Raw genomic sequence first — 14,348 nt, forward strand, 5'->3', positions numbered from 1 at the left:
CTCAAATGATGCTTTCAATCTTTAAAAGCATCATGGATTCACTTTAATTAGCGAGATAATTCCTGACGAATAATTTCAGCACCTGCACTGAGTGCATTGAGTTTGCCACGAGCAACTTGGCGACCAAGTGGTGCCATACCACAGTTGGTTGATGGATAGAGTTTGTCTGCATCCACAAACTGAAGTGCTTTACGCAACGTATTTGCCACTTCTTCAGCTGTTTCAATTTGATTACTTGCGACATCAATCGCACCGACCATGACTTTTTTAACGCGAATCAATTCGATCAGATCCATCGGGACACGTGAGTTATGGCATTCGAGCGACACAATATCAATTTTTGATTTTTGCAGTTTCGGAAATGCTTCTTCGTACTGGCGCCATTCTGAGCCTAAGGTCTTTTTCCAGTCGGTATTGGCTTTAATACCATAGCCATAGCAAATGTGTACCGCAGTTTCACACTTCAAGCCTTCAAGCGCACGTTCTAAAGTTGCCACACCCCAGTCATTCACTTCATCAAAGAACACGTTAAATGCAGGTTCATCAAATTGGATGATATCCACGCCAACGGCTTCAAGTTCACGAGCTTCCTGATTCAGGATCTTGGCAAATTCCCAAGCGAGTTTTTCGCGGCTCTTGTAGTGACCATCATATAAGGTATCAATCATGGTCATTGGACCAGGAAGCGCCCATTTAATCGGCTGATCTGTGAGTGAACGTAAGAATTTGGCATCTTCAACAAAGACAGGTTTTTGACGAGAAACTTCACCCACGACTGATGGAACGCTCGCTTCATAACGGTCACGGATTTTGACCGTTTCACGCTGATTGAAGTCAACGCCTTCAAGGTGCTCAATAAATGTCGTCACAAAATGCTGACGGGTTTGTTCACCATCGCTGACAATATCAATGCCTGCCTGCTGTTGTTCATGCAGTGACAAACGCAGTGCATCTTGTTTTGCATCCAATAATTCCTGGCCTTCCAATTTCCAGGGTGACCAAAGTTTTTCAGGTTCTGCTAGCCAAGACGGTTTCGGTAAGCTGCCAGCAGTTGATGTTGGGAGTAGCTTTTTAGGTTGTAAAAGTGCCATGTCTAATCTTCTATCTCTATATTCGTAAAATAATAATGTTGTGTATTAAGCAGCGCGTTCTTGGTCAGCAGTAGTTTTGATTGTGAATTCTGCGGCCCATTGCTCCAGAATGTCTTTATAAGGCTGGATAAAGTGTTCTTCCGCCCACTTCCCTTGCTTCACTGCCAATTGACCACGCTCAACACGGTCATACACAATTTGAGTCAATGAATAATCTGGGTACTCAAGGCTGGGTTGATACACCTGACCCGCAGCAGAATTCGCATTATAAATTTCAGGACGGTAAATCTTTTGGAAGCTTTCCATGGTGCTGATCGCACTGATCAACTCCAGATCGGTATAATCACGTAATAAATCACCTGCGAAATAAAATGCTAAAGGTGCAGCAGCATTTTCAGGTTTGAAATAACGGACGGTTAAGCCCATTTTGGCGAAGTATTCATCGGTACGTGAATACTCATCATTTTTATATTCCACACCCAATACAGGATGTACATTCGCTGTACGGTAGTAAGTTTTCGAGGTTGAAACGCTCAAACAAATCACCGGCTGTTTTTTAAATTCTGCTTTAAATACTTCAGAATTGACGAGATATTGATAAAGCTTGCCGTGTAAATCACCAAAATTTTCTGGCTTGGTCGAGGCTGGATTTTTCTTGATATGTTCAGGAAGTACCACGCTAAAATCATAATCGCGGACATAAGACGAGAAACTGTTGCCAATCATGCCATCAATACGCTGATTGGTTTGATGATCAATAATCGTGATTTTTAAAGTTTCAATTGCAGGGAACTTTTTGCCATTTCCTTCAATATCCAGGTCAACTGAAATAATATCGATTTCAACTGAATAACGATCTGCTTTTGGATTATCCCAATGTGCCAATGCATTAAAACGGTTATTGATCATTCGTAGAGTGTTACGCAAATTCTGTTCGCGACTTTCGCCACGTGCCAAATTGGCAAAGTTCGTCGTCAGACGTGTGCTATCTGCAGGTTAATAGTTTTCGTCAAAACGAATGCGCTTAATTGAACATGCAAACTTTTTACTCATTGTGATTCACTACCCTAAGTTCTAATAACCAAATTTCTGAATAAGCCTAGTTATACGTGAACCTTAAGATGAATAAAAATGATTTAAACTCAATGAAAAGTGAATATTACTCATGATTGGTTGTTCTTAAGATATCAAGATCACTTAATGAAGAAAAATATGAAAGATTTTTTCTATGAAATTTTAGGGTTTAATAGATGATAAAATAATGAATATTAATAACTTAAGATAAATTCTATCGAATATTAAGTGGATGAAATTGAGGGGTAAATTCAAAGAATGGTTTTATAGCTTATTAGATGCAATTTAGAAGTGAATGAATGAAACTCATCTAAAGATTAGAAAATATCAGTCTATTCACTCTGTTTAATTTCATTTAAATCATTCGTTAGAAAGGCGTCTGAGGTCACCCCACTATCAATGAATAACCTCAACATCCACGTAAATCTTAAAATTCTTCCCGCTGTAATTCATTCACCGTTTGCCCCTGCTTTGCAAACCACTGATCACGACGTTCAAACAAGCGTGGCGCCGCCTGATTCACTTGATCAATTAGAGCCTGTAAATCGGCATTGATCAAACGGCCATTTTTAACCACAGTCTGTCCCGCCACCATCGTCATCACGACATCTTGGCCTTGAACTGCATGGACTAAATTGGTATGCAAATTAAATAATTTTCTATGATCAATCAACGGCGTCATCCGCGGTGTATCCAGTTTCACCGCAATCAGGTCGGCCTGTTTGCCGACTTCCAATGAACCAATTTCATCTTGCATACCCAAGGCTTTAGCTCCTGTAATCGTAGCCATTTGACAGACTGACCAGGCATCCAGAGCAGCCGCATCTAAATTCGAGAACTTTGCTAATAATGACGCCGTTTTCATTTCTTCAAATAGATCCAGGTTATTGTTTTCTTTTTCTCCATCAGTACCCAAACCCACCGCAACGCCTTGACGTAGCATTTCAACGACAGGCGCTGCACCGGAAGCCAACTTCATGTTGGAAATAGGATTGTGCGCAACCCCTACCGCATGTCGCCTTAAAATCTGAATTTCATTTGCATCTGTCCAGACGCAATGTGCCAACAAAGTTTTAGGCAGATCTAGCAAGCCCAGTTTTTGCAGACTCTCAATTGGGCGAATACCTGAACGGCACAGGTTTTCCTGTACATCAAATTGGCTTTCATTGCTGTGGGTATGAAAACCGGTTTGATAATCCTGACAAAGTTTCTCAATGAGGCTTAATGCTGAAGCTTCAGCATAAAATAGGTGCTCTAAACCCACCCAAACCTGAATACGTCCATTCGCCTGCTGATGCCAACGGTTGATTAAAGCCTCATTACTTTTTAAGGTTTCAAAATAATTGTGATCCGGATGTTCCGCGACATAAGGTACTAGAACGGCACAAATTCCCAATGCTTGCGCAGCTTCAGCACTTCCGTCCATATAACGCCACATATCAACGATGGTGGTCGTTCCCGACAATAGTGCCTCGGCATAACATAAATAGGAGGCGATTTTCGCATCCTCTGGTGTCAACACCCGGTGCATCGGGTCAATATACTGCTGTAACCAATCCCAAACCGGTAATCCTTCAGCCGTACCACGCAATAAACCGGAATGACAATGGGTATTGATCAAGCCCGGCATCAGGATCGTTTGTGGGTAATCTTCAATGAGCACCTCTGGATAGCATTGAGTTAACTGTGCCAATGTACCCACTGCTTTTATTTGGTCGCCCTCAATCAGTATCGCGCCATTTTTAATACATTCATTCTGCGCATTCATGGTAAGGACATAGGAAGCTGTTAAAATTTTCATGATTTATACTCAAATCTATTCTATTTATGATGAATGGCTGCGGTTATGGCACGAAGGTTTTGCCTAAAGAAGATGGCAAATTCATTTTGAGTACTTTTTTATTCCGTGAAATCATGACCAGTACCACAATGGTGGCTATATAGGGCAATGCGGCAAGCAGCTCGTTCGGCACCTTGATTCCAAGCGCCTGGGCGTGAAATTGCAAAATGGTTACGCCCCCAAACAGGTAAGCGCCGAGCATTAAACGTGTTGGTTTCCACACCGCAAATACTACCAGTGCAATGGCAATCCAGCCGCGGCCTGCCACCATATTTTCAATCCACATCGGGGTATATACGGTCGATAAAAATGCTCCGCCAACCCCTGCCATCAAACCGCCAAATAGCACTGCGCCATAACGAATCGCCAACACGTGATAACCCATGGCATGCGCACTTTCCGGTGACTCTCCAATTGCTTTAAGCAATAAGCCCAAACGGGTTTTCGCCAAGACAAACCACACCAGAAAGAAGACCAAGATCGACAGATAAACCACATAGTTTTGTTGGAACAAAATAGGACCCAATACTGGAATATCTGCTAATAGTGGAATATTAAAATTAGCCAGACCCGGTAAAGCCATACTGACGTAGTTCTGACCCAAAAATGCAGAGATGCCGAGTCCAAAAATGGTTAAAGCCAAACCGCACGCGGATTGATTGGTACTTAAAGACAAGGTAAAAAAGGCAAAAATCAGGGCCATCAGCATGCCTGCCAAACCACCCATCAATAAGGCACTTAATACACTGGCATCATATTGCGCAGCAAAGGCAAAACCTGCAATTGCACCGACCAGCATCATCCCTTCTAATCCAAGATTAATCACACCAGTCCGCTGTGTGATCAATTCCCCCAGACCTGCGAAAATCAGGGGTGTTGCTGCCGCAACAGTACCTGCAAGAATTGCAGTTATTTCTAAAGCCATATCATGCTTCCTTTTACTGTAGACAACATTGGGTTAAAGGGTGGTTGCTGTGGGCTGAGGGACAGGTGACGCCATTTTTTTGCTAAAACGGTAACGGTTTTCAATCAATGCATCGGAAGCCAACAGGAAAAACAACAGCAGGCCCTGGAAAATACCGGTAATCGCGACCGGAAGCTGTAGCTGCATTTGTGCCATTTCACCGCCCAGATAAATCAACGCCATAAAACAGCCTGACAGCACAATGCCGATTGGATTGAGACGACCTAAATACGCCACGATAATCGCCGCATAGCCATAACCTGGGGACAGGTTCGGATTCAGCTGACCAATAGATCCAGCCACTTCACAGATTCCGGCAATACCTGCCATCATTCCGGAAATCACCAGACTCATCCAGATCGCTTTGGAGGAAGAAAAACCTGCGTATTTGGCAGCTAAAGGTGCCTGACCGCTGACTTCCAGTTTATAGGCCGTCAGACTTTTACGCATAAAAACCCAAAACAGAAGGACTGCAAAAAAAGTGATAAAAATAGAGGCATTAATGCGTGTGCCTTCTACAATGAATGGCAGCGTCGCACTCTCACTAAAAACCACCGATTGTGGGAAGTTCATCCCTTCCGGATCACGCCAAGGACCATTGACCAGGTATAGCAACACACATACTGCGACATAATTCATCATCAGGGTGGTCAGGGTTTCTTCGGCATTAAAATGGGTTTTCAGTAAGGCAGGAATTGCGCCCCAGAGTGCCCCACCAAGTGCGCCCATGACAATCATTAACGGGAGAATCCACCAGCCGATGTGATCATGAAATAAAATCGCAATACCACCGCCAAAAATCGCGCCCATGGTGAGCTGACCTTCAGCACCGATATTGAATAATTTGGCTCGAAATCCGACCGTCAGCCCCAAGGCAATCAGAATCAGAGGTCCGGCTTTGACTGCCAGTTCACTCCAGCCATAAGACGATGTCAGCGGTTCAATAAAGAAGATGTACATGGCTTGCGCGGGATTAATCCCCAGCATTAAAAACAGAATACTACCGACAATCAGCATGGCTAGCAGCGCAATGAGCGGTGAAAGCCACTTCATGATTTGAGAGGGATGTTCACGCGGTTCCAGTAAATGCATGTTGCTCTCCTCTCAACCCGTATATTTGTTTTTGGCTATATTAAGCATGAGCTTGCTGCTCCTCTACGATGATCGCAGTGTCATGGCCTGGAATGCCTGACATCAAGACCCCAACATTTTCAGTATTGGTTTCATGAGTAGGTATCGCTGGAGATAGTTCACCATTGGCCAACACGCAGAGACGATCACTGATTTCAAACAGCTCCTCTAACTCTTCTGAAATCACCAAAATAGCAACACCTTGTCGAGAGAGGTCGATCAGGGTCTGCCGAATAAACATGGACGCGCCGACATCTACGCCCCAGGTCGGTTGAGCCACAATCAGAAATTTGGGGTTTTGCAGAATTTCCCGGCCTACAATAAATTTTTGTAGATTTCCACCGGACAAGGAACGTGCTTCTGCCTCTGGGCCACTGGCTTTCACCCCGAATTTTTCAATACAGTGCTCGGCAAAAAGCTTACATTGTGCAAACTTGATTAATCCCCATTGCGTCAGGTTCTGCCGAAATGCGGTCAGCAAGGCATTCTGGGACAGTGTCATGTTCGGGACTGCTCCTCGGCCCAGACGTTCTTCAGGGACAAAGCCCAGGCCCAAATCACGCCGTTGTCCAGAACTGAATCGGGAAATATCGATTTGATCCAGAACCATCTGGCCATGTTTCAGGCTGTTTTCACCCGACAGCAAAGACAGCAGTTCTGCTTGACCATTGCCAGAAATCCCGGCAATACCGACAATTTCTCCGGCTTGAATATCTAAATTGATATTTTTCAGCGACACGCCAAATGGGTCATCGGACTGGTAATCCAGATTCTCGACCTGGAATAGCACCTGTTTTTCACCGGTATATTCTGGGCGTACATAAGTCGGTAAATCACGGCCAATCATTAAGCGTGCTAAATCACTGGTGCTGTTGTCTTTGGGATCAACATTTCCGGTCACACGGCCATTGCGTAAGATGGTCGCTTCATCACAGAGTTCTTTAATCTCATGTAATTTATGACTGATATATAAAATTGAAACGCCTTGGGATGCCAATAAACGCAAGGTCTTAAACAATTGCCGTACCGCTTGTGGTGTCAGTACCGAGGTGGGTTCATCTAAAATGATTAAAGCGGGATTTTGCAAAAGGCACCGAATAATTTCGACGCGTTGCCGTTCACCTACCGATAAAGAATGTACTTCGCGGCGTGGATCAATCGGTAAACCATATTGTTCTGAGACTGCAATGATTTTTTGACTTAGAGCTTTTAAAGGAATCTTTTCATCCAGTCCCAGTGAAATATTCTCCGCCACGGTCAAGGTTTCAAACAAAGAAAAATGCTGATAGACCATGCCAATCCCGAGCTTTCTTGCCATCGACGGGTTATCAATATGAACTTCTTTACCATTCCAGAGGATTTGTCCCTGATTGGCCTTGGTTGCCCCATAAATGATTTTCATCAGGGTACTTTTGCCGGCACCATTTTCACCCAGAATGGCATGAATCTGCCCAGGTTGAACCGTTAAATGTATTTGGTCATTCGCTTTCAATGAATTGTAACTTTTACAGATATTAATGAGCTGTAAACGCGGTACACCTGAAGAAGCCATGTTCCTCTTTTGTATATGAGCAGATCTATCGTGTTGAGAGGTCATCATTAGTACCCTATTCTATGCTGTGACAGTGCGGCATCCATCTGAAGCGTGCAGGTATTCAGATGAATGCGGAAAGGTACATCTAGATATTTAATGGCGAAACTGAAATGCTTTATTTCGGTAATGAACCCTCTACGCCCTTCACGTAGTAATTCATTTTGCTTAGTGCCGCATCATCTAGGCGCTTGCCCTTTGCCAAGACCAATGTGCCATCCTGTTTATGAATCGGGCCGGTAAATGGATGCAATGTGCCTTTTAAAATACCGTCACGTACGCTGAGTGCTTTTGCTTTAGAGGCTGCCGACACGGAAGGACCAAAGCTTTCAATATCGACTGCTTTTTGTTTTACGCCATACCACATTGCACTTGGTTTCCAGGTTTTCTTGCTGACTTGCGTCATTACCGGAGTATAAATTTTTTCCCAATGTAAAACCGATGCAGCAAGATGCGCTTTAGGGCCAAATTTGCTCATGTCAGAATCCCAGCCAAAAGCAAAGACACCTTTTTGTTCAGCCGCCTGTACCACTGCTGGAGAATCGGTATTTTGCATCAGCACATCTGCGCCTTGAGCAATCAAAGCCAAGGCTGCATCACGTTCTTTGCCCGGGTTAAACCATGAATTCACCCAAATGACTTTGGTTTTAATTTTTGGATTTACACTTTGTGCACCGAGGGTATAGGCATTGATATTACGGATAACTTCAGGAATCGGAAAAGACGCGACTACGCCCAATACATTATTTTTGGTTTTTTGCCCTGCGACCACACCCAGCATATAAGCGCCTTCATAGGTACGGACATCGTAGACCCCTAAATTTTTGCCCTGCTTATAACCGGTTGCATGCATAAATACTGTATTTGGAAATTGCTTGGATACTTTTTCCATCGCATTCATATAACCGAACGAGGTTGCAAAAATGACTTTATTGCCTTGTTGTGCCAGGTTACGGATCACACGTTCGGCATCTGCTGTTTCAGGGACATTTTCGATATAAGAGGTTTTATATTTTCCTGCGAGGGTTTTTTCAGCCTTAATCCGGCCCTGATCGTGAGAATAGGTCCAGCCATGGTCGCTGGTTGGGCCAATATAAACAAATGCGGCTTTATCTTGGGCCTGAACATTGGCGACAGCGGCCATGCCCATTACACCACTTGCCATTAATACCCCTACCAATTTTTTCAATCCGGTTTTCAAGCTATTTTTTTCTTTCATTCTATTCTGCTCTTGGTTGTTCTGTGTCATGCAACACATGCTTTAAAATGACTTCACGCAAATGTGCTCAGTCTGTTCAAGATATAATTAGCAATAAGCATTCCAGTTTTTATAAAAATAATAGAAATAGGGTTTTAAAATAAGATATTTTTGTTTTTATGATTTAATTAAAAAGTAATGGTATTAAAGCAATAAATACTAAGCTTGTAGTTGATATAAAATTTAATTTAATAAAATGATTTATTTTTATTATTGCTTATTAGTAGTGCAATAAAATAAAACGCTTTAAATTTGTGCATTCCTTTTTTAATTGGAGCTTCATATTTTTCATGAGCAAAGATAAATTAAAATGATAGAACCATGTATTGAGCTTCATTGAGGGATTGGAATTTTTTTATATAAGTTACTAATATTAAAATATATTAATATTTTTTATAATTCAATTTAGCTTGTAATGCACTGAGAGGGTAATGTTCTAAAGATATTATTATTTTCTCTCCTCATTGAAGGAGGTTGGAAATCTCTAATCGGAGCTTGCCTAGATTGATTTATTTTAATTTCCAAATTTTGATAATATTAATCAATTTTAATTAAAGAGTAAGCGGGTATGAATAATATTTTGATTATTTAAAAAATATAAATAAAAACCACTATATTAAAATATAGGGTTTCTATTTAAAGTTTAATCCATATTTTTAAATTTTAAAATATATTAGACCACATAACGTTTACTTAATCCCCACTCGGCTAAGATTCGACGATAGGTCGTTGAAGAGCGATCTGCTTCAAAATGCGCTTCCATAGAAATATCGAGCGGTAATTCTTCAGGTTTCTGGCTTTCTACCATGTCCTGATCTTCGGCAAAAATTTGTGCATTGAAGTCATATACCGCCTGTAAATCTCCTGTGGTATCGAAGTTGCGTGTCAGTGGTACAAATAAACGGGTTTTATTGTGTGAGACCGGACAACAGGCATTGAGAATTTTTAATTGTCCCTGTTCTGGGAAATGTACGGTTAGCACCGCAGAAAACGGTGGATAGACATCAAATACACGTTTCCACAAAAAGCCTTCCGGTGCCAGATCTTGCATACCATGTGGATAGTTGCTGACACTGCTAACATATTCGGTATGCAGGCCGTAATCTGTACGTGCTGTCGTGTATTTGGGTACAACCTGATTTTCAGGATCTGCGAAAGAACCCTGATGAACCCAGGCAAAATGTGCAACATCAATAAAGCCTTCCAGTTGACGGCCACTTGAACCGGCAATATCCACAAACGGCGGTAAAATTGCCTGATGATCTGGCATCTCCCAGGTATCTAAAACAGGGAAATTGGCTTTTGCTTCGTCACGGCCAAAAATACTGGTCCAGATCAAGCCATATTTTTCCACCACTGGAAATTTAGTCAGAGAAAAACGCTCAGAAATGTTGGTCAGCTCGGGTTGTGCAGGAATTTTGATACATTTACCCTGGCCATTGTAGTGTAGACCATGATAAGGACAGACCAGGTTTTCACCCGAAACCCAGCCTTTGGTTAAGGGTACACCCCGGTGTGGACAGAGATCACGGACCAGATGAATATCGCCACTTTCTGTTTTGTACAATGCCAGTTTGACATCAAGCAGGGTCACTTGTTGCGGTTGGGTAGAAACGTCCTGAATCCGTGCCACCGGATACCAGTGACGAGCCAGAATGTCCCAGTCCTGATCATCAAACTGGCTATAGCAGGGTTTGTTGAATAAATTGATGACTGGAATTGCGTTCATATCAAACCTATATTCTTACTATGGATGGTCTCTTTTTACAGGCCTTGAACAGTGCAGAACTGTGCAGAACTGTGCAATTTTGGCTTTGCTTCTAATTGAAATTACTGAATTTATTGTTATTCTGTCTATTAGAATGATTCGTACTATTCATTCTTAAAATTAGAACACATCAACCATGTACAAATGTACTTGCCGATTAAAGCTACCTTCTTTGGCATAAAACTCGCATAAACACGTTTATCTCAAATATTGATATAAATAAACGGTGGTACTTGCTTGACTAAATTGATGAATACGCCTTTTTCCCGATTTTCAGAATATTTTATCGCGGTGGCGAAAACGGGAAGTTTACGCAAGGCCGCAGATCAATTATTCATTTCCGTGTCTGCAGTACATCGGCAAATTGCTCTGGCTGAAGAAGAACTGGGAATTATGTTATTTGAGCGCTTGCCCAATGGTTTAAAACTGACACTGGCGGGCGAATTACTCTATGCCGATGTTATAAAATGGCAAAAAGAATTCCAGCAAACCCGGATTCGCTTTGATGAAATTCAGGGGCTTACGCGTGGGACCATCGAATTTGGTTTAATTTCTGCCTTAAATGATGGTTTTGTCATGCAGTCCGTGCAATATATGTATGAAAATTATCCCTGGATTAATTTTAATATCCGGGTCGCAGACAGTGAAATCGTAGCCAAAAAAGTGATTGAGGCAGATCTGGATTTTGGCCTGATCCTGAATCCGAAATCCCATCAACATATTGAAGTCCTCCATTTTCTGGAACTGCCTTTAGGTTTTGTGATGGGTAAGTCTCATCCTCTTGCTCAAGTAGAAAAGATTTATTTTTCCGATACCTTGAATGACAACCATTTTATTCCGGCCGACCCCCTGATTATTCATGATTATGTACAGGCACTGTATAAACATCATCAATTTATACCCGCACGTAAAACGGAATCGAATGATATCCGCCTGATGAATACTCTCATTAAGGCGAATACCGGGATTGGAATTTTTAGTTATCTCGATGTTTTACCCTATGTCGAGCGAGATGAAGTGGTCTTTAAACCTATCTCTGAAAAAGGGTTGCATCCGCTGACTATTGCCCTCTGTGTGGCGCCTAAACGCCAAATTTCACGCGTTTCCCAGTTGATGATTAAACATATGATTGAACAAATGGAAACCTTAAAAAGCAAGGTGCAGCAACTGTAGTATTTTCATACCTAAATAACAAAAACCGCGATAACTAAAATCGCGGCTTTTATTTAATATTAATGATGAAATTAACTGTTTTTAATCCAATGGATTACCCACAATATTGCTAATAATGCCTTTCATAATATGTGGGCCTTGTTCTTTCCGTAGGTCTGCATACCAGTCTTTGGTAATTTGCTCATCTTTCATATGCGTGACATCACAACGCTTACGTGCACGTAGCAGCAATTCATTGGCGCGTTCATTGCGTTTATTCTGATAACGTTTCAGGGCATCTTCCAGACCTAGCGTATTAATTTGTAAGGCACGTGCCAGATAGACCGCATCTTCCATTGCCTGGCAACCTCCCTGCCCGATATCCGGTGTGGTGCTATGTGCCGCATCCCCTAAAATTACCACACGGCCCTTATAAAACTGGGTAAAAGGCTCAATATCATGGATTTCGACACGATTGGTTTTCTGCTCATCAATGCTGTCAATTAAGCGCTGAACCTGTGGGCACCAGCCAGAGAAATACTGTTTTAATAGGGGCTTATATTCCGAACGCTGATTTTCCAGACCTGCGGACAATGGCACATCAAAGAAGAAATAAAAGCGATGCTCTGCCACAGGCATCAGTGAAGCACGTTTGCCTTCACCGACAAAAGTGGTCCACTGCTGTGCAGGCGCTAAATCTTCAGAGATCTCAACCAGTCCGTTCCAGTTCACATAACCGGCATAACGGCGTTCAACCTGTTTGCCCAAGACATACTGACGCGTCATGGAATGGGTACCATCCGCACCAATCAATAATGCTGCAGAAGCAGTGCTGCCATCCTGAAAACCGATTTCAACGTGTTGCCCCTTATCCTCAATAGACACCATTTTTTTACCGAGCTGAATATCCTGCCGGCCAAACTCATCCATTAACATATTTTGTAATTCAGCACGCGATACCGGATATGGACGTTGACCGACTTCTTCAATTAACGGCGCCAGACTAAACTGCGTCATGACCTCGCCATTCAAACCATCGATATAGGCTAAGTCATTCATCTGGCCACCTAGCTTTGCTACCTGTTCAGTTAAGCCCAGATAGTTCAAACACTTCACCCCGTTTGACCACAAGGAAATTGCAGCACCGACAGGTAAAATCTGTTCTGCCTGCTCATAGATGGTGACCCGATGTCCGAACTTTTTTAGTGCAATTCCTGTGGTTAATCCGCCCATGCCTGCCCCAATAATTGCAATCTCCATCTATTCCTCCTGGCTATTTCATCTTCATTGCCAGCTAAAATGCTAAAAACGTGCCATCCTGAAAAAAATGCACTAAAAAAATAGCAAGAGTTGGCACACGCTGTGCTTTTAAATTCCTTCAATGTCCTGTTTTTATAAAGGCAGAAGACCTAAATTTGTATTTATAAAAGTGCATATTCATGTGACGTATACCAATGATGGAAATTTAAGATGGCGACCTTATTAGCTCCAATTTTTGATCTGCCTGCTCCAGTACAGCAGTTAACTAACCTTGCAGATGCCCGAATTGGCGCAGAAATTCTTGAATGTTCAGATGAGTTTTTTGCTGAAGCAAAACGCATGTTGCAATTTGAGGCACCGGTCTTTATCGAAGACAAGTTTGATGAGCATGGCAAATGGATGGATGGCTGGGAAACCCGTCGCAAGCGCCACACGGGCTATGATTGGGCCATCATTAAACTTGCTGTTGCAGGTCAAATACAGGCACTGGATATTGATACGACTTTTTTTAGCGGCAATTATCCGGCCTCTGCTGCTGTGCAAGCATGTTATGCGCCAGATGGAAATCTTGATCAGGCAGAATGGATCAACATTCTGGAAAATAATGTCTTGGGACCCAGCCAACATCATATTTTTCAGATTTCAGCAAAGCAGATATTTACCCATGTCCGTTTGAATATTTATCCTGACGGCGGGATTGCACGTTTTAAGGTCTATGGACAGGTAAAAATCGATCTGCAAGATCATGATCAAATGCTAGATGTTTTGGCACTAGAACATGGTGGCCGTGTCGTTGCCTATAGCGATGCGCATTTTGGACATCCACGCAATCTGATTAATCCGGGACGTGGCATTAACATGGGCGATGGCTGGGAAACCAAACGGCGTCGTGCTCCAGGATTTGACTGGTGCATTTTGGCTTTAGGCGCCAGTGCCCGAATCGAGAAAATTGAAATTGATACCGCCCATTTTAAGGGAAATTTCCCTGCAGAGGTTTCTATTCAAGCCATCTATGTTGAGGATGCAACCGATGAGCAACTCATTCCACAAAGCATGTTCTGGCCTTTTTTGTTAGCAGCCCAACCTATGCAAATGGATCATATTCATCATTACATCAATGAAATTTTACAACACGAAAAAATTTCCCATATTCGTGTCAACATGATTCCGGACGGTGGCATCAGCCGGATTCGTCTCTGGGGAAAATTGGCTTGAGTGA

Annotated in this window: 10 protein-coding genes and 1 pseudogene; 2 read left to right on the forward strand and 9 right to left on the reverse strand. The window is 42.5% G+C overall.

Annotated features, from left to right (window positions below; all coding sequences use genetic code 11):
- Positions 1-47: 47 nt before the first annotated feature.
- From Q9R21_RS09635 to Q9R21_RS09670, 8 genes and pseudogenes are all read right to left on the reverse strand, one after another.
- A complete protein-coding gene (locus tag Q9R21_RS09635; RefSeq protein ID WP_311204342.1) occupies positions 48-1,091 on the reverse strand; it encodes a methionine synthase in 1,044 nt (347 codons plus the stop codon).
- A 45-nt stretch (positions 1,092-1,136) separates the two neighbouring features.
- Positions 1,137-2,144 (reverse strand): annotated as a pseudogene (locus Q9R21_RS09640) (DUF1852 domain-containing protein).
- 448 nt (positions 2,145-2,592) lie between these two features.
- Positions 2,593-3,966, reverse strand: a complete 1,374-nt coding sequence (locus tag Q9R21_RS09645) for an amidohydrolase (RefSeq protein WP_311204343.1) — start codon at positions 3,964-3,966, stop codon at positions 2,593-2,595.
- Positions 3,967-4,009: 43 nt separating this feature from the next.
- Positions 4,010-4,930, reverse strand: coding sequence for an ABC transporter permease (locus Q9R21_RS09650; RefSeq protein ID WP_311204344.1), 921 nt, complete (start codon positions 4,928-4,930; stop codon positions 4,010-4,012).
- A gap of 33 nt (positions 4,931-4,963) precedes the next feature.
- Entirely contained in the window at positions 4,964-6,061 is a 1,098-nt protein-coding gene (locus Q9R21_RS09655) for an ABC transporter permease (protein WP_311204345.1), read from the reverse strand.
- 40 nt (positions 6,062-6,101) lie between these two features.
- Positions 6,102-7,700, reverse strand: coding sequence for an ABC transporter ATP-binding protein (locus Q9R21_RS09660; protein ID WP_311204346.1), 1,599 nt, complete (start codon positions 7,698-7,700; stop codon positions 6,102-6,104).
- A 109-nt stretch (positions 7,701-7,809) separates the two neighbouring features.
- Positions 7,810-8,910: a BMP family ABC transporter substrate-binding protein gene (locus tag Q9R21_RS09665; RefSeq protein ID WP_253114744.1), complete on the reverse strand. Its 1,101-nt coding sequence runs from the start codon at positions 8,908-8,910 to the stop codon at positions 7,810-7,812.
- Between the two features lie 712 nt (positions 8,911-9,622).
- Positions 9,623-10,678 (reverse strand): aromatic ring-hydroxylating dioxygenase subunit alpha, encoded by a 1,056-nt coding sequence (locus tag Q9R21_RS09670; protein WP_004729766.1) that lies wholly within the window; start codon positions 10,676-10,678, stop codon positions 9,623-9,625.
- Between the two features lie 288 nt (positions 10,679-10,966).
- On the opposite strand from Q9R21_RS09670, the gene Q9R21_RS09675 reads away from it, so the two are divergent.
- The gene (locus tag Q9R21_RS09675; protein ID WP_311204347.1) at positions 10,967-11,890 is read left to right on the forward strand and encodes a LysR family transcriptional regulator; all 924 of its coding nucleotides are present in this window, start codon (positions 10,967-10,969) and stop codon (positions 11,888-11,890) included.
- Between the two features lie 81 nt (positions 11,891-11,971).
- On the opposite strand, the gene hpxO is transcribed toward Q9R21_RS09675, so the two are convergent.
- Positions 11,972-13,129, reverse strand: coding sequence for an FAD-dependent urate hydroxylase HpxO (hpxO, locus tag Q9R21_RS09680; protein WP_311204348.1), 1,158 nt, complete (start codon positions 13,127-13,129; stop codon positions 11,972-11,974).
- Between the two features lie 210 nt (positions 13,130-13,339).
- Here hpxO and alc point away from each other — a divergent pair, with 210 nt between their 5' ends.
- Entirely contained in the window at positions 13,340-14,344 is a 1,005-nt protein-coding gene (gene alc / locus Q9R21_RS09685; RefSeq protein WP_311204349.1) for an allantoicase, read from the forward strand.
- Positions 14,345-14,348 lie beyond the last annotated feature (4 nt).

It is taken from the genome of Acinetobacter sp. RG5 (genome assembly GCF_031844265.1).
In the GTDB taxonomy this organism is placed as follows: Bacteria; Pseudomonadota; Gammaproteobacteria; order Pseudomonadales; family Moraxellaceae; genus Acinetobacter.

Excerpts from the sequence above, each read along its gene's own strand:
- Q9R21_RS09635 (WP_311204342.1), bottom strand. The coding sequence starts at position 1,091 with ATGGCACTTTTACAACCTAAAAAGCTACTCCCAACATCAACTGCTGGC.
- Q9R21_RS09645 (WP_311204343.1), bottom strand. The coding sequence starts at position 3,966 with ATGAAAATTTTAACAGCTTCCTATGTCCTTACCATGAATGCGCAGAAT.
- Q9R21_RS09650 (WP_311204344.1), bottom strand. The coding sequence starts at position 4,930 with ATGGCTTTAGAAATAACTGCAATTCTTGCAGGTACTGTTGCGGCAGCA.
- Q9R21_RS09655 (WP_311204345.1), bottom strand. The coding sequence starts at position 6,061 with ATGCATTTACTGGAACCGCGTGAACATCCCTCTCAAATCATGAAGTGG.
- Q9R21_RS09660 (WP_311204346.1), bottom strand. The coding sequence starts at position 7,700 with ATGATGACCTCTCAACACGATAGATCTGCTCATATACAAAAGAGGAAC.
- Q9R21_RS09665 (WP_253114744.1), bottom strand. The coding sequence starts at position 8,910 with ATGAAAGAAAAAAATAGCTTGAAAACCGGATTGAAAAAATTGGTAGGG.
- Q9R21_RS09670 (WP_004729766.1), bottom strand. The coding sequence starts at position 10,678 with ATGAACGCAATTCCAGTCATCAATTTATTCAACAAACCCTGCTATAGC.
- Q9R21_RS09675 (WP_311204347.1), top strand. The coding sequence starts at position 10,967 with ATGAATACGCCTTTTTCCCGATTTTCAGAATATTTTATCGCGGTGGCG.
- hpxO (WP_311204348.1), bottom strand. The coding sequence starts at position 13,129 with ATGGAGATTGCAATTATTGGGGCAGGCATGGGCGGATTAACCACAGGA.
- alc (WP_311204349.1), top strand. The coding sequence starts at position 13,340 with ATGGCGACCTTATTAGCTCCAATTTTTGATCTGCCTGCTCCAGTACAG.